At 46.1% G+C, this 15832-nt stretch carries 15 protein-coding genes; 4 read left to right on the top strand and 11 right to left on the bottom strand.

What is annotated here, in order from left to right; genetic code table 11:
* Positions 1 to 35: 35 nt before the first annotated feature.
* The gene (gene pruA, locus ACH33_RS02920; protein ID WP_057897662.1) at positions 36 to 1586 is read right to left on the bottom strand and encodes an L-glutamate gamma-semialdehyde dehydrogenase; all 1551 of its coding nucleotides are present in this window, start codon (positions 1584 to 1586) and stop codon (positions 36 to 38) included.
* Positions 1587 to 1863: 277 nt separating this feature from the next.
* Between pruA and ACH33_RS02915 the strand changes: the two genes are divergently transcribed.
* Positions 1864 to 2343 carry a GAF domain-containing protein gene (locus ACH33_RS02915; protein ID WP_057897661.1) on the top strand — a complete coding sequence of 160 codons (480 nt, stop codon included), beginning with the start codon at positions 1864 to 1866 and terminating at the stop codon, positions 2341 to 2343.
* A gap of 37 nt (positions 2344 to 2380) precedes the next feature.
* On the opposite strand, the gene ACH33_RS02910 is transcribed toward ACH33_RS02915, so the two are convergent.
* Both ACH33_RS02910 and ACH33_RS02905 read right to left on the bottom strand, forming a co-directional pair.
* A complete protein-coding gene (locus tag ACH33_RS02910) occupies positions 2381 to 2653 on the bottom strand; it encodes a hypothetical protein (RefSeq protein WP_057897660.1) in 273 nt (90 codons plus the stop codon).
* A 70-nt stretch (positions 2654 to 2723) separates the two neighbouring features.
* The gene (locus ACH33_RS02905; RefSeq protein WP_057897659.1) at positions 2724 to 3071 is read right to left on the bottom strand and encodes a carboxymuconolactone decarboxylase family protein; all 348 of its coding nucleotides are present in this window, start codon (positions 3069 to 3071) and stop codon (positions 2724 to 2726) included.
* Between the two features lie 138 nt (positions 3072 to 3209).
* On the opposite strand from ACH33_RS02905, the gene ACH33_RS19035 reads away from it, so the two are divergent.
* Together ACH33_RS19035 and nhaC are read left to right on the top strand one after the other, a co-directional pair.
* The gene (locus ACH33_RS19035) at positions 3210 to 3347 is read left to right on the top strand and encodes a hypothetical protein (RefSeq protein ID WP_156423993.1); all 138 of its coding nucleotides are present in this window, start codon (positions 3210 to 3212) and stop codon (positions 3345 to 3347) included.
* 95 nt (positions 3348 to 3442) lie between these two features.
* A complete protein-coding gene (gene nhaC, locus ACH33_RS02900) occupies positions 3443 to 4873 on the top strand; it encodes a Na+/H+ antiporter NhaC (RefSeq protein ID WP_057900222.1) in 1431 nt (476 codons plus the stop codon).
* A 119-nt stretch (positions 4874 to 4992) separates the two neighbouring features.
* Here the strand turns inward: nhaC and lldP are convergent, their stop codons facing one another.
* The 5 genes from lldP to ACH33_RS02875 form a co-directional block, all read right to left on the bottom strand.
* A complete protein-coding gene (gene lldP, locus ACH33_RS02895; RefSeq protein ID WP_057897658.1) occupies positions 4993 to 6654 on the bottom strand; it encodes an L-lactate permease in 1662 nt (553 codons plus the stop codon).
* A gap of 155 nt (positions 6655 to 6809) precedes the next feature.
* Positions 6810 to 7502 (bottom strand): FadR/GntR family transcriptional regulator, encoded by a 693-nt coding sequence (locus ACH33_RS02890; protein ID WP_057897657.1) that lies wholly within the window; start codon positions 7500 to 7502, stop codon positions 6810 to 6812.
* A gap of 175 nt (positions 7503 to 7677) precedes the next feature.
* Positions 7678 to 9072 carry an amino acid permease gene (locus ACH33_RS02885; RefSeq protein WP_236781955.1) on the bottom strand — a complete coding sequence of 465 codons (1395 nt, stop codon included), beginning with the start codon at positions 9070 to 9072 and terminating at the stop codon, positions 7678 to 7680.
* Between the two features lie 508 nt (positions 9073 to 9580).
* Positions 9581 to 10057 (bottom strand): CcdC family protein, encoded by a 477-nt coding sequence (locus tag ACH33_RS02880; RefSeq protein ID WP_236781954.1) that lies wholly within the window; start codon positions 10055 to 10057, stop codon positions 9581 to 9583.
* 162 nt (positions 10058 to 10219) lie between these two features.
* On the bottom strand, positions 10220 to 10411 hold the full coding sequence (locus ACH33_RS02875) for a hypothetical protein (protein WP_057897654.1): 192 nt from the start codon (positions 10409 to 10411) through the stop codon (positions 10220 to 10222).
* A gap of 150 nt (positions 10412 to 10561) precedes the next feature.
* Here ACH33_RS02875 and acnA point away from each other — a divergent pair, with 150 nt between their 5' ends.
* The gene (gene acnA / locus ACH33_RS02870) at positions 10562 to 13303 is read left to right on the top strand and encodes an aconitate hydratase AcnA (protein ID WP_082705862.1); all 2742 of its coding nucleotides are present in this window, start codon (positions 10562 to 10564) and stop codon (positions 13301 to 13303) included.
* Positions 13304 to 13349: 46 nt separating this feature from the next.
* Here the strand turns inward: acnA and ACH33_RS02865 are convergent, their stop codons facing one another.
* The 3 genes from ACH33_RS02865 to ACH33_RS20440 form a co-directional block, all read right to left on the bottom strand.
* Complete coding sequence (locus ACH33_RS02865; protein ID WP_236781953.1) at positions 13350 to 13532, bottom strand: PDDEXK family nuclease; 183 nt, start codon at positions 13530 to 13532, stop codon at positions 13350 to 13352.
* Between the two features lie 178 nt (positions 13533 to 13710).
* Positions 13711 to 14820 (bottom strand): tRNA 2-thiouridine(34) synthase MnmA, encoded by a 1110-nt coding sequence (mnmA, locus tag ACH33_RS02860; RefSeq protein ID WP_057897652.1) that lies wholly within the window; start codon positions 14818 to 14820, stop codon positions 13711 to 13713.
* Positions 14821 to 14927: 107 nt separating this feature from the next.
* Positions 14928 to 15728 carry an N-acetylmuramoyl-L-alanine amidase gene (locus ACH33_RS20440; RefSeq protein ID WP_091260797.1) on the bottom strand — a complete coding sequence of 267 codons (801 nt, stop codon included), beginning with the start codon at positions 15726 to 15728 and terminating at the stop codon, positions 14928 to 14930.
* Positions 15729 to 15832 lie beyond the last annotated feature (104 nt).

Here is a 15832-nt window from a genome sequence, read left to right as displayed (position 1 = left end):
ACCGTTCATGGTTATTCTCCCCTCTATAATAAAAATTACAATACTTCAGAAATAAGCTTCGGCTGCGTGAACTGCAACAGGTAGTCCGGGCCGCCCGCCTTGGAATCCGTACCGGACATATTGAAGCCACCGAACGGATGCACGCCAACGATCGCGCCTGTGCATTTACGGTTAATGTACAGGTTGCCCACATGGAACTCAGCACGCGCCCGCGCCATATGTTCACGGTTGCGGGTGAACACCGAACCCGTCAGACCGTATTCCGTATTGTTCGCCACTTCCAGCGCATGGTCGAAGTCGCGCACTTTTGTGAACGCCACAAACGGGCCGAAAATTTCTTCCTGCATGATCCGCGCGTTCGGAGCCACATCCGCGAAGATGGTCGGCTCGATGAAGTACCCTTCATCCCCCGCCGGCTTGCCGCCCAGCACCAGCCGGCCTTCTTGCTTGCCAATTTCCACGTATTCCATCACTTTGTTGAACGCTTTCTCATCGATCACCGGGCCCGTGTAATTGGATGCATCGCGGACATCGCCCACCTTCAGACCTTTCGTGATTTCCACCACACGGTTTAACACGGTCTCATATACATCCTCATGCACAATCGCACGCGAGCATGCGGAACACTTCTGGCCAGAAAAACCAAATGCAGACGCCACAATGTTTTGTGCCGCCAGCTCCAGGTCGGCGTCTTTGTCGACGATGATGGCGTCTTTTCCGCCCATTTCGGCAACAAGGCGCTTCATCCAGATTTGACCCGGCTTCACTTTAGACGAACGTTCATGAATGCGCAGGCCCACCGCGCGAGAACCCGTAAAGCTAATGAAGCGTGTTTTCGGGTGGTCAACCAGGTAATCACCAATCACTTCCGGACGGCCTGGCAGGAAGTTGACCACGCCCGCCGGAAGACCGGCTTCCACCAGCAGTTCATAAAACTTATAAGCAATCACAGGCGTTTGGCTGGCCGGCTTCAGGATCACGGTATTTCCTGTTACAATCGCGGACGTTGTCATTCCTACCACAATCGCCAGCGCAAAGTTCCACGGCGGAATAATAAAGCCAACGCCAAGCGGAATGTAGTCCAGATGGTTGTCTTCGCCCGGAAGATGGACGAGCGTCTGACGGCCACGGTCTTGCAGTTCGATCATTTGTCGGCCATAGTATTCCATAAAATCGATCGCTTCCGCTGTATCAGCGTCCGCCTCCGCGCGGCTTTTGCCGGCTTCGAGCATCAACCAGGCGGAGAATTCATGCTTTCTGCGGCGCAGGATGGCTGCGGCTTTGAAAAGATACCCCGCACGTTCTTCGGCCGGAACGCGAGACCATGTTTTGAACGTTTCCCATGCTGCGTTCATCGCTTTATCGGCCAGCGCCTGATCGGCAGCGGCTACGCGGCCAATTACCTCATGTTTGGCGGACGGGTTTATCGATACGATTTTGTCTTCGGTCATGATTTCCTCGCCGCCGATCACGAGCGGATAGTCGCGGCCAAGCTCAGCCGATACTTTCTCCAGCGCTTTGTTAATCGCTTTCATATTCTGTTCATCAGCGAAATTGGTAAACGGTTCAGGACGATATGGAATCATCGGAACAACCTCCTGTTAACATTCATTTTCTATATCATTAATTACGTATTTATGCAATTTACATGCCAAATTCATGAAAGCGTAGTTCCACTCATTTTGTAATAAAATCCTATCAGCCATTATTAAAAATATTTTGCAGCAAAATAAATTAGCACTATATACGCAAAATATTTTTGCGATTTTATTTATCTTCATCAATTTGAATTTGTCAAAAAACTACCTGTCATGTATCATGAAAAAACAAAACCATCATAAATGTAAAGAAAGGGCGAAAGAGATGTTTAAAACAGGAAAGTATGAAGCATCCCGCGAACAAAATTACGAGCTAGTCGGCAAGCAACTTAAAGCGCTCATCGAAAATGAACCCAACCGTATCGCTAATCTGGCGAACGCGGCCGCCCTATTGAATCAGTTTCTCAAGCGTATTAACTGGGTCGGTTTTTATTTATATGAGGAAAATGAACTTGTGTTAGGGCCTTTTCAAGGGCTGCCGGCCTGCGTACGCATCCCGCTCGGCAAAGGCGTATGCGGCACAGCCGCCAGCGAACGCCAAACGCTATGCGTAGAAGACGTAAATAAATTTCCGGGTCACATCGCTTGCGACGCCGCCTCCCAGTCTGAAATTGTTGTACCAATGATCAAGGACGGCCAATTAATCGGCGTTCTCGATATCGACAGTCCGGAGAAAAACCGCTTTGACGAAATCGATCAACGAGGACTCGAAGCGTTTGTTCGAATTCTTTGCGAACATCTGTAATAAAAATAGCCGCCGGATGTAACCCGGACGGCTGTTTTTATTTTTCCTCTCTCTCGGCAATACACCGTTTCATCCATTCGATATTTTGTTGAAGAGATGCTATACGCTCGTCCTTTGTCCTTTCTTCTTCGCCATCCGGAGTCTTCGCTTTATCCGCTTCGTACAATCCCGGCATTTCCGCGCCCCGACCCAAGCGACGCTGCGCTTCATACGATTCAGCAATTTGTGGAGTATCAAGCGGATCCCACGCTTTTACATCCCCCAGCGTTCCTTCTTTCTTTATTTCTTCCCCTTTATTATCCTGAGCCATATGCCGTGCCTCCTTCATCGCTTCTCTGATTATCCTTTACCATCTATCTCCAGATCATAAAAAAGTTTTCTTACTGCATTTGATCTTTAAACACCGCGAGCGCACGTCGCACAAGAGAAAGCTGGGAAAACGCCGCCCCTCCCCTTAGCGCAGCGGTTACCTGAAGCGCCTCGTAAATTTCCTGTTCCGTCGCGCCTTTATGCAGTGCCTCCATTGTATGATACAAAATACAATATTCATCTTGAGAAGCTAGGCTAACCCCTAGCGCAATCAATTGCTTCTCCTTCTGTGAAAGGCTTCCTTCCGCAAACGACACCCCTGTGAATTCATTATAAGCTTGCGTAAACTCCGGGCTCATCTGCTGAAAAACGCCAACGCTTTCCTTATAATCACGAATCGCCTGCAAGCACTGATTCATTTCGCTTCACTCCATCCGTCTGTTTTTCATCAAACACCCCATAGTATGCTCCAATTAGATTTTTCTTATTGCGAATATGCATACAACCAACTTTCCTTTCCATTTAATAACAAAAAGCAAAATTTTCAACAAATTCATATGATATTTTTTGCAATTGCAAAATTAATTAGCACTATCTATATATCTGACTTGATGGTTTACGATTTATTTTGCGGTAAGAAAAAAGGAAGCGGAGATAAGAAAAAAGAAGATGACAAAACAAAAAGAAAAATATAAAAGGGCATCTATAATATGGCACTAATTTTGCAACAATAGAATAAATAAACAACAAAATGAAAAGTTAAACAAAGGGGGGCTTCAATTTGAACAATATTCAACAACGGGACATTCCATTCGGACTAGCTATTATTCCTCTGCTCGTTATGATTGGCTCTATGGCTGTAACCATTATCAAGTTTGAAGGCAGTCCTCATATTCCGCTTATTTTGGGTGCTGTTGTATCCGCTTTTATCGCATGGCGTCTTGGACATAAATGGGAAGAAATTGAAAGCGGTATCTATCACGGTATTCGTCTTGCACTTCCTGCAATCGTTATTATCATAATGGTAGGTGTCATTATCGGCGCATGGATTGGCGGTGGCGTGGTGGCAACTATGGTATATTACGGACTAAAATTAATTACACCGTCCTTCTTCCTTGTGTCTATTACACTCATTACGGCGATCGTTTCTTTAGCTATCGGAAGTTCCTGGTCTACGATGGGAACGATCGGGGTTGCAGGCATGGGAATTGGTATTAGCATGGGGATTCCGGCCCCAATGGTGGCGGGTGCTATTATCTCAGGCTCTTATTTCGGCGATAAAATGTCGCCACTGTCGGATACTACGAACCTCGCATCCGGTATTTCCGGTTCCAACTTGTTCGAACATATTCGCCATATGCTCTATTCGACGATTCCTGGCTTACTTATCGCACTTATCGCTTACTGGTTTCTAGGGCGCCAGTTTGCTTCCACTTCTATGAACAGTCAGGAAATTATAAGCATCATGTCTGAACTACAAAACCAGTTCGTCATTAGCCCATGGCTGCTTTTCATCCCACTGGTCGTTATTCTGCTCGTCGCCCGCAGAGTCCCGGCGCTTCCAGCCCTTATCGTCGGCATCATTCTCGGTTTCTTTGCCCACATTTTCGTGCAGGGTGGTAGCGTTAACGAAGCGGTTAACACACTGTATAAAGGATTTACCATTAAGTCTGAAAATAAATTAATCAACGAACTGTTCAACCGCGGCGGCATCGAAGCGATGATGTACACCGTATCACTTACGATCGTGGCCATGATGTTTGGTGGCGTACTCGAAAAAACAGGCATGCTAAAATCAATTGTCGACAAAATTCTACTTATCGCGAAAACAGGAAAACAATTGGTCGTAACCACCGTTCTTTCTTCTTTCTTCACGAACATAGTAGCGGCAGAACAGTATATTTCGCTTGTCGTGCCAGGCCGTATGTATGCGAAAGTATACCGTGAGAAAAAGCTGCATCCGAAAAACCTGTCGCGCGCGCTCGAAGACGGTGGTACGCTGACATCACCCTTTGTACCATGGAATACATGTGGAGTATTTATCCTTTCCACATTAGGCGTTCACTCGTTCGCTTACGCTCCATATGCAATTATTAACTATGTAGTTCCGATTATTTCTATAATTTTTGCAATAACTGGCTTTACCATCGTAAAATTAACCGACACCGAAGCCAAAAAAATGGAGCGGTTTGAACAGGAAGAACAGGTCGAAAACGTGTAAACAAAACATAAAAAACGGGTTAGACTGGGAGGGAGCCCCGGTCTAACCCTAGACTATTGACAAATGCATTTCCTTCGTCCCCTCTATATATGCGCATCAAAAGAAGACATACCTGATGATTACGGAAGCATCCAGGTCAGATAGTAGGCTTGGACATAAGTAATCACTCCTATAATCACGACAAACAACAAACTATGTTTAACCGTAAAGCGGAACAAATCAGACTCTTTCCCAACTAATCCTACCGCGGCGCATGCGACCGCGATCGACTGCGGTGAAATCATCTTTCCTGTTACACCGCCCGTTGTATTCGCCGCCACCAAAAGCGTCTCATTCACGCCGATTTGCTGCGCGGTTACATTCTGCAAACTACAGAATAACGCATTACTGGACGTGTCAGAACCAGTAAGGAATACTCCAAGCCAGCCAAGAAATGGCGAGAAGAACGGGAACACGCTGCCCGTGGTCGCCAATACGAGGGCAAGCGTGGAAGAGAGCCCGGAATAATTGGCAACAAATGCAAATGCTAGCACCATACCAATAGAGAAAATCGGCTTCTTTAACTCGGACAGTGTTTCTTTAAACGTGGCCCATCCTTCGCTCGGCTTCATCCTCAGCACAAACATTGTAATCAGGGCTGCAAATAAAATGGATGTGCCGGTTGCCGACAAAATATCGAATTTGAACACCGCTTCATATGGTACCGACTTCGTTACAATCGGTTCAGCCTTAATGACCAACTTATCTAAATAAGGTACGTTTATTTTGAATACTAAAGCTTCCAACGGGCCGCCTTTGCCGAATAAATCTTTAAACGGTTTTAAACTCCAGACGGTTACCATAATCGTCAAAATAATGAACGGGGACCACGCTTTAAATATTTGACCGGATGTGTACCCCTTTTCAACACTCGTCGCCGCAAATTCGTCAGCAGCTATGCCTGCTTTATCAAAACGAAAAACACGTTTGGGCTGCCATACTTTTAAAAACAGCGAAAGCGATACAAGGCTCACCAGAGCGGAAGTGATGTCCGGAAGTTCCGGACCGATAAAATTTGCCGTGAAATATTGAGTAATTGCAAATGAACCTCCCGCCACAAGTATGGCTGGCCACGTTTCACGCACACCGCGCAAACCATCCATAATGATAACGATCCAAAACGGAACAATAACAGATAAGAACGGTAACTGCCGGCCCGCTACCTGACCGATTTGAAAAGCGTCAATACTCGTCACCTGGCCGGCAACTGTAATCGGAATCCCCATCGCGCCAAACGCTACTGGCGCCGTATTGGCAATCAAGCATAATCCTGCGGCATACAAGGGATTAAACCCAAGCCCAACGAGCAACGCAGCGGTAATTGCTACAGGCGCTCCAAATCCAGCCGCCCCTTCCAAAAATGCGCCGAACGAAAACCCGACAAGCAACATTTGTAAGCGCTGGTCTTTCGTAATTGAAAGAACCGATGCCCGAATGATATCAAATTGTCCGGTCTTTACGGTTAATTTGTACAAAAAGACAGCGGTTACAATTATCCATGCGATAGGCCATAACCCGTAAGCAAAACCATATCCTGCGGCAGCCAACGCCATAGAAACTGGCATCTTGTAAACCACAATTGCAATAACAAGGGAAATCAGCACGGTAAGCACGCCCACAGTATGTCCCTTCATGCGGAAGACAGACAATGCAAGGAAGAAAAATACGATCGGAATAACTGCCACGACCGCTGACAATCCGAGACTTCCCAGCGGCGCATACACTTGTGTCCATGTCTGCATTCGTTACACCTCTTCTACCCTTAATTTTGTTTTTATATGGTCAGCCTTGGCGGCTTGTACCTATTTATATATCTTTCTATATTAATCAGGTGATCTGATAGGTAAGGGTGAAAAATACATCATATCATCTGACTTTATTCTTTAGAAGAAAAGAGCTATTCCAGCATCTTTTCCTCCACTCCTCGCAGATGATACAGCATCACTTCGGCCGCCTCAGCACTGTTTTGCGCCCGTATCGCTTCATAAATTCTTGCGTGTTCCTTGTATAGCTTTTCTGGAACACCGTTGGTGCGATACAATTCCAAACGACTTGCGTACAGCGAACGCTCTATCGCCTCAGAAATCGACATCATGATAGTAGAAAGCGTCTGATTGTGCGAGGCCTGAACTACCGCATAGTGAAACTTCCAATCCGCCGCATCTCCGAGTATTCCCTGCGCGAGCGCCTGCTCCATCTCAGCTAGCGCTTCCTCGATTCGCTTAAGATCTTCCTTCGTCCGACGTTCCGCTGCCAGCCGCGCAGTACCGCTCTCGATGATTTTACGCACTTCTAAAAGTTCAATAATTTCCTGCTTTGTCGCCGGTCTCAGCGCTTCAAACGCAGAGATAACTTCTTCGGGATCATGACGGGTAACGAATGTTCCTTCACCCTGCTTCATTGTAATTAAGCCAAGGGTCTTGAGCGAACTCAGGGCTTCTCTTACTGTGGATTGCCCAACACCGAGCGTTTCCCCCAGCTCCCTGAGCGATGGGAGTTTGGCCCCCGGTTCATACTTACCAGAGATAATTTGTTCTTTAAGATAGTCAGCAACCTCTTCATACGTTTTACGTACTTTAAATTTTGACAACGCTTACAAGCCACACCCTTTCCCATCAGGTCATCTGATATGTGATAACGATCAAATCGTACTATACTTTTCAGTCTTTTGTCAATATTCGATTTAGAACATAAAAAGGAAGCAGGGGCAAATTCGTTTCTGCTTCCTAATTCTTAGTATTGATTATCAAAAATGCTTCCAATGTTTACATGGAAACCACATCTTTATCTTCATACACTTTCATATCCACATCATTTTTCTGCAGTTTTTTCTTTACGCATAGATTGTAATAAAGATAGCAAAGGAGCATAAAAGGAATACCGCAATATAACGCCATACGCTGTTCAGGAATAAAAATAAGACTAAGCAGCGCAATCGCATTAAGAGAAAACGCCAAGATAGGAACTATCGGATAAAGTGGCGTTCGAAATTTCAGATCGCGAATATCCCCGCCAGCTTGAAGAAAACGCTTTCTGAAGATGAACTGTGAAGCAGCGATTGCCATCCAAGCCAGAATGGCCGTCATTCCGGAAATAGAAAGAAGCCAGTTATACACAGTTCCTTCCGCGAATACGCTTGTCAAAAGCGACAAGCCCGCAACCCCTAAGCTTATGATCAGCGCGTTCAACGGAATTCCTTTAGCTGTCACTCTTGCTAACGCCGGACTTGCCATACCGTTCCGCGACAAAGCCCAAAGCATCCGCGTCGTCGTATACAATCCAGAATTCGCTACAGACAACAAGGCTGTTAAAACGACAAAATTCATCAGATCAGCCGCATACGGAATTCCGATCTTGTCAAAAACAACCACGAATGGACTTTCAACAACGCCCGCCTCTTTCCATGGAATAAGCCCCGCAAGTACAACGATTGCCGCTACGAAGAAAACAATCGTACGCCATACCGTATTTCTAATCGCTTTTGGAATCGTTTTATCTGGACTTTCACTTTCGCCGGAGGCAATCCCGATTAATTCTGTTCCCTGAAACGAGAAGTTGACAGTTACCATGGTTAACAATACAGCTAATACCCCGTGCGGAAACAGTCCACCGTCACTAAAGAAGTTGCTAAACATAGGAGCCGTTTCGCTTCCTTTCATATCAATCAAACCAAACATAGCGGCTCCACCAAGAATGATAAACATGAGAATCGCTACCACTTTAATACCGGCAAACCAAAATTCCGTTTCCGCAAAACTCCGTGCAGAAAACGCATTCAATAAAAACAACATCGTACCAAATACTACACACCAGACCCATACTGAAACATCCGGAAACCACCTTTTCATCAAAATGCCTGAGGACGTAAGCTCAAGTCCAACTGTTGTCGCCCAGCCCAGCCAATACATCCATCCGATCGTGAACCCGGTTCCAGGCCCAATAAAACGAGTAGCATAATCCTGGAACGAACCCGCTACAGGCATTGCTACCGCAAGTTCTCCTAAACATAACATAACCAAATACATAACAAAACCGCCAACCAGATAAGCCAACACGGCTCCCCCCGGTCCTGCCTGGTTAAGGGTAAAACCTGAGCCGAGAAACAATCCCGTTCCGATAACGCCGCCAAGGGCTATCATAAATAAATGTCTGCTTTTCATTGAACGCTGTAATTGATTGTTTTCGTGATTAAAGCTCGCCATACTGCTCCTCGCTTTCTTTGTTGCTTACCTTTTATATGGCCCATATAAAAAGCAAAAGACATACCACTTTTTTTCGCCCTTTCTCTATCTAAACAGAAAATGACTTAAAAACAAATCCAACTGAATAACTATTCACAATAAAAATTAAGAAAAAATATTTTCGGAAAATACAAAATTATATTATACTTATTACTTCTTTGCTTTTTCAAAATGAAGCTCACAAATGATACCGATGGAATTTTTATGTTATTCACAAATTATTCATTTTCTATTTTTATCCAAATGTTTTTTCTCTGAAAATGGGTATGAACCGTGCGCAAAAATATTTTTCATTTTGTGCAAAATATTTTCAAAGTCGAAAAATTATTTTGCATGTCCATGTCGATTTATCAAGTCAACTGTGATGGTTAATCAACACCCTTGCTTTTCTCCAACATAAAAAACCGCTTACGAATCAAGCGGCTTTTTATGTTAAGATACTATCTTCATCCAATGTCCGTTGTAACCTCAAATATTCAAAGCACATTGCGATACGCCACGGAACAATCATACCGAATGCTAGAATGAAGAATAGGCCGGCTGTTTCCGTTACACTTATATACATACCAACATATGACTTCAGCGCCAGCCGCAGCGCAACCAACCCGAAAAGAATAAAAATAAACGCTTTGGAACGCTTCAGATAAATGTCATTACCAACTACCTCAAATCGTGATGTCATAATTAACGGGTATGACAACAGCGTTCCCACGAAAAACGCAAGCAACGCATAGCTTATATGCACATGCATGGGCGGATACAAAAACATTGTGAAACCTGTGCTCATAAAAAAGGGCGGTAAAATGATTTTCCTAAGCGAAGCCGGCTTTTTCGACACTCTCATACGAATCATAAACACCACCGTTGCCATAAGCAATCCTATAGCTGTACTTATAATCGTCATACTCACAGGTATCATCCCTTTCCAAGTAATTCCTCACCCACTGCATAGTATATTGCTTACCTTTTTTTATTATACAAAACTAATTAGGTAAATTAAATGTTATATTTACCTAATCATAAAGCAAGCTGCAACCTTCCGGATTGCAGCTTTTCTTCCTGCCTTCTATTCATAGCTCTGTTCGTTCTGTTCAGATTGGTCAACATCGACCAAATTATTGCGCTGAACTGGCGTTTCGAACGTCAATGTTTCATCCACGACTCCGCCACCTTCATCCATCATACGATCCATACCTTCAGCTACGTCCTCCAGAAACGACATGTCCTTTTTCTCGCGCGGATCGATATGTTGCTTCATTTTACATCCTCCTCAAAGAAGTTTATCCTACAGTTTTTAGGATAGAAAAATCGATCCTGTTTATACATCTCCTTGTCCCTCATATCTCAAAGTGAATGGCGCATACTAAAAGAAGCGTAAAAATCTGGATAAAAAAGGAGGACGCTGCTTATGACTACCAGCCAGACGCTGCGCGAAATGTGCCGCGCACGCCTTGACAGCGGCCAGTACTATTATCGTTTACAAACGCTTGAAGAAAAAGGAATAGGAAATGTTTCAGCGCTGCCATTTTCCATCAAAGTTCTGCTGGAATCAGCGCTCCGCACAATGGACAACAGGGCCATTACAGAAGAACACATAAGACGTATCGCCAATTGGAATCCTGCGCCCAAACCGGAAGAAATGTTTGAAATTCCTTTTATACCAGCGCGCGTCATTCTACAAGACTTCACAGGCGTTCCTGCTGTAGTGGACTTAGCTTCCATGAGAGATGCGGTCTCCCGTCTAGGGCTTGCTCCGGAAAAAATCAATCCGCTCATCCCTGTTGACCTCGTAATTGACCACTCTGTGCAAGTGGATCAGGCAGGCTCCAATACTGCGCTCAATTTCAATATGCAAAAAGAATTCGAGCGCAACCATGAGCGCTACAAATTCCTGCGCTGGGCTACCCAAGCATTTACGAACTTCCGGGCTGTCCCCCCGTCTGTCGGCATCGTTCATCAGGTAAATCTGGAATATCTAGCTTCCGTTGTCACGCAGAAAGAAAAGGAAAACGGCGTGGAAGCATTCCCGGACTCACTGGTGGGAACCGACTCACACACCACAATGATTAACGGGCTTGGGGTTCTTGGCTGGGGTGTCGGAGGCATCGAAGCAGAAGCGGCAATGCTCGGCCAACCGCTTTACTTCCTTCTGCCTCAGGTTGTCGGCTTCGAGCTAACAGGAAAACTGCCGGAAGGAGCAACCGCTACCGACCTAGCGCTTACCGTAACCAACATCCTCCGCAAAAAAGGAGTTGTCGGTAAATTCGTCGAGTTTTTTGGTAGCGGCTTAAGCTCCATGACGCTGGAAGACAGGGCAACGATCGCTAACATGGCTCCAGAATACGGAGCTACGGTGGGTTACTTCCCGATCGACGAGCAGACGCTGCAATATCTGCGCACAACCGGACGTTCCGAGGAACAAATCACTTTAGTGGAGAACTATACGAAAGCCCAGGGACTATTTCGGACAAATAACATGCAAAACCCAGCCTATTCAGAAGTGATCTCGCTCGATTTAAGCACTGTAGTGCCTACGCTGGCCGGGCCAAAACGCCCGCAAGATCGTATTGATCTAACGAATATGAAAGAAGAATTTCACAAAGTGCTACGCCAGCCTATTAAAGAAGGCGGTTTCGGCCTGTCCAACGAAAAAATCGAACAAGAAGTCATGGTTACGTATCCGGATGGTACCAAAGCTCCGCTCCGAACCGGTTCCGTTGTTATCGCAGCCATTACGAGCTGTACCAACACGTCCAATCCTTCCGTGATGATCGGCGCTGGACTTCTAGCAAAGAAAGCGGTGGAAAAAGGATTGCGCCGCAATCCGAATGTCAAAGCCAGCCTCGCTCCTGGTTCGCGTGTCGTAACCCAGTATCTCGACGATGCTGGGCTCACTCCATATCTTGACCAGCTTGGCTTCAATACGGTCGGCTACGGATGCACCACCTGCATCGGCAACAGTGGTCCGCTCATTCCAGAGGTGGCCAAAGCCATTGCCGAAAACGACATGACTGTTACATCCGTACTTAGCGGAAACCGGAATTTTGAAGGCCGGATTCATCCGCTCGTTAAAGCAAACTATCTGGCCTCACCTCCGCTTGTCGTCGCCTATGCGTTGGCCGGCACATTCGACATTGATTTATATAACGATCCGATTGGACATAACGACAGCGGGGAGCCTGTATACTTGCGCGATATTTGGCCAAGTGAAGAAGAAGTACGACAAATTATGTCTTCCATTATCACGCCGGAGATGTACCGTGAAAAATATAACAACGTGCATGCGTTCAACAAGCAATGGAACGAAATCCCCGTCTCTACCGATCAGATTTATAACTGGGACAAAGACTCTACGTACATCCAGTCACCGCCTTTCTTTACAGACTTCTCGCTTGAAGTCCCCGATATTAAACCGATTGCGGGCGCTCGCCTGCTGGCGCTGCTTGGAGACTCAGTGACAACCGACCATATTTCTCCAGCCGGTGCCATCAAGCCAGATAGCCCGGCAGGACAATACCTGCAAGAAAAAGGCGTGGAAGTACGTGATTTCAACTCGTACGGCTCACGGCGCGGAAATCATGAGGTAATGATGCGGGGAACGTTCGCCAACATCCGCATCCGCAACCAGCTCGCTCCGGGAACCGAAGGCGGAGTTACTACGTACTTCCCGACAGGTGAAGTGATGTCCATTTATGACGCAGCGATGAAATACCAAGCCGATGGCACGCCGCTTATAATTATCGCAGGCCAAGAATACGGAACAGGAAGTTCACGAGACTGGGCTGCCAAAGGTACGCTGTTGCTCGGCGTGAAAGCTGTCATCGCTGAAAGCTTTGAGCGGATTCACCGCACCAACCTCGTTTGTATGGGCGTACTACCGCTTCAATTCCCGGAAGGTAAGGGAGCAAGCGAATTGGGCATTACCGGAGAAGAAACGTTTGCGATTCCGAACCTGAATAATAACATCAAACCAAGACAGACAATTGAAATACAAGCGACCCGCCCGGACGGCAGCACATTTACGTTTAGCTGTATGATGCGTCTTGATACGGAAGTGGAAATTGATTATTATAAGCATCATGGTATTCTCCAGATGGTGTTGCGCAAGCTGATTGGCGGCACGGAAGACACTGTGCCTTCCCCATCTTGAGGATCGCTTATTAACATCGTCCTAACAAAAACAATTTCCAAATCTACTAGCTAAAAAAACGAGTGCGAACGCTGCACTCGTTTTTCTCTGCTGACTTATCACGTAAATAGTTCCCAAACTCCACAAGCAACTCACGTGATATCCACTGATGTTTTGTCAAAGGTGCTAGACTCATCGCATAAGGTACACCATCAATTAACTCCCACTTTTTATCATCCGACCAATTCAAATAATCATGATAGGTGTATTTATGTTCTAGATCATGCATCGGCAAACTTATATTCGCTCACCTGCCACTACTTTTCTTTTATTGTAACATATTGGAATTTACTGTGAAAAATCTTCGAGTCAAACGCAAAGAAGCTGTACGGCATTTCGCGCTGTACAGCTTCTTTTTTCTACCTATGTTATACTTCGTTATTTCTAATCACTTTATCGATCGTCGCGCCGCCCAGGCAAGTATCCCCATCATAGAAGACAACCGCCTGTCCCGGCGTAATCGCACGCTGCGGCTCATCAAAAATAACTTCACAGCAATTGTTCGGCTTCAGGTGCACAGTTACGCCTTGATCTGGCTGACGATAGCGGAATTTCGCCGTGCAGCGGAACGTTTCCGGCTTCTGGCGGTCACTCACCCAGTGAACGTCTGTCGCTTCCAGACCGTCGCTGTACAGCATTTCGTGGTCGCCGCCCTGTGCTACGTACAAAATATTGTTCTTTACGTCCTTATCCACGACAAACCAGGGTTCCCCCGTTCCAGAGCCTCCACCGATGCCTAACCCCTGACGTTGGCCAAGCGTATAATACATCAGCCCGTCGTGATAGCCTTTCAGCTCACCGTCCACGGAACGAATTTCACCCGGATTTGCTGGAAGATAGGAACTAAGGAACTCTTTAAAATTACGCTCGCCGATAAAGCAAATACCTGTGCTGTCCTTCTTCTTCGCCGTCACCAGTCCCGCTTTTAGAGCAATTTCACGTACTTCCGTTTTATGCATAGCCCCAAGCGGAAACATCGTTTTCGACAACTGAGCCTGTCCAAGCTGATTCAGAAAATAGGTCTGGTCTTTCTTCGGATCCACACCGCGCAGCAAACGGTACTCCCCGTCATGATAGTCCACACGTGCATAGTGGCCGGTCGCCACATAATCCGCACCTAAGTCCATCGCGTGCTCAAGAAATGCTTTGAATTTAATTTCTTTGTTGCACATTACGTCCGGGTTCGGCGTACGGCCTTTTTTGTACTCATCTAGAAAATACGTGAAAACCTTATCCCAGTATTCTTTCTCAAAATTTACAGTGTAGTACGGAATACCGATTTGCCCGCAAACCCGGCGCACGTCTTCATAGTCCTCTTCTGCTGTGCAATAACCGAATTCATCGGTATCGTCCCAGTTTTTCATGAAGATGCCAATGACATCATATCCCTGCTGTTTAAGCAGCAAGGCGGCGACAGAAGAATCTACGCCACCTGACATCCCCACAACAACCCTGGTGTTTTCAGGTGATTTGTTCATCTATGATCAACTTCCTTATCATTTTGATTCATAAGCAAAAAGATCGTTTGCTCCAGTGTCTATTATGATAACAAATTCACCTTTCCAAAAACAACACAAAGAAAAAGTTACCTACCCAGTTGCTTCAATACATATTCTATCGCATGATTCAACGCGACCGCCGCTTCAAGCCTCGTCATTTTATCAAATGGACGAAAATTTCCCTGGCCATCTCCACGCATAATGCCGCGTTCAAACAGCTTATCGACGCTGGCCGCAGCCCACTCCATGCCAGGCGTAATGTCTTTATAGTACTTGCTGATCACCTGCGGTTGATTAGGGGACGGATTGTCAACGAGCGGTGATGAGAAAATCCCCATTGCCTTGGCCGCGCCGCGCGCAATCGCTTCCGCTATGCTGTCAATAAAAGTTCGGTTCCTTAATAACGTCGCGTCTTCATCCCGGTCGATAAACCCACATTCCAGAAGAATCGCCGGCATATTGGTAAGACGCAACACGGCAAAATTGGCCGTTTTCTTTCCTCTGTCTGGCAGACCTGCTTTTTCAAACGCTTCCGCCACTTCACGGTGCATGATATTTTGGCGCCTTCCTGCTTCTTCGTCAGCCATCCCCGTCATCACATAGCTTTCAAACCCGGAACCGCCACCCGCATTAATATGAATCGAAACAAAATAGGCTGCCTGTGCGTTATTAGCAAACTCGGCCCGCGCGTTTAGATCAGCGTGTTTATCCGTGCTAAACGTTCTGTCTCCGGCTCTGGTAAGCCGCACATCGGCTCCGTACTGGCGAAGAAAATAAGATGCGCGCTGTGCGATAGCCAGCGTTACATCTTTTTCTTGCAACCCGTTTCCAACTGCCCCTGGATCCAGTCCTCCATGCCCCGGATCAATCACAATCACTTTGGCCATATAATTCCCCTTTCTTTACTGTCTTCGCTCCTTATCGCCTCACCTTTTATGGTTCAAGGAACGAACTATACCATTTTTTAAAAGCTAAAATCCTTCTCCATATA

This window comes from Aneurinibacillus sp. XH2 (assembly GCF_001439585.2).
GTDB lineage: Bacteria > Bacillota > Bacilli > Aneurinibacillales > Aneurinibacillaceae > Aneurinibacillus > Aneurinibacillus thermoaerophilus.
The sequence above is the reverse complement of the archived record's forward strand: the minus strand, read 5'-3'. Positions and strand labels throughout refer to the sequence as shown.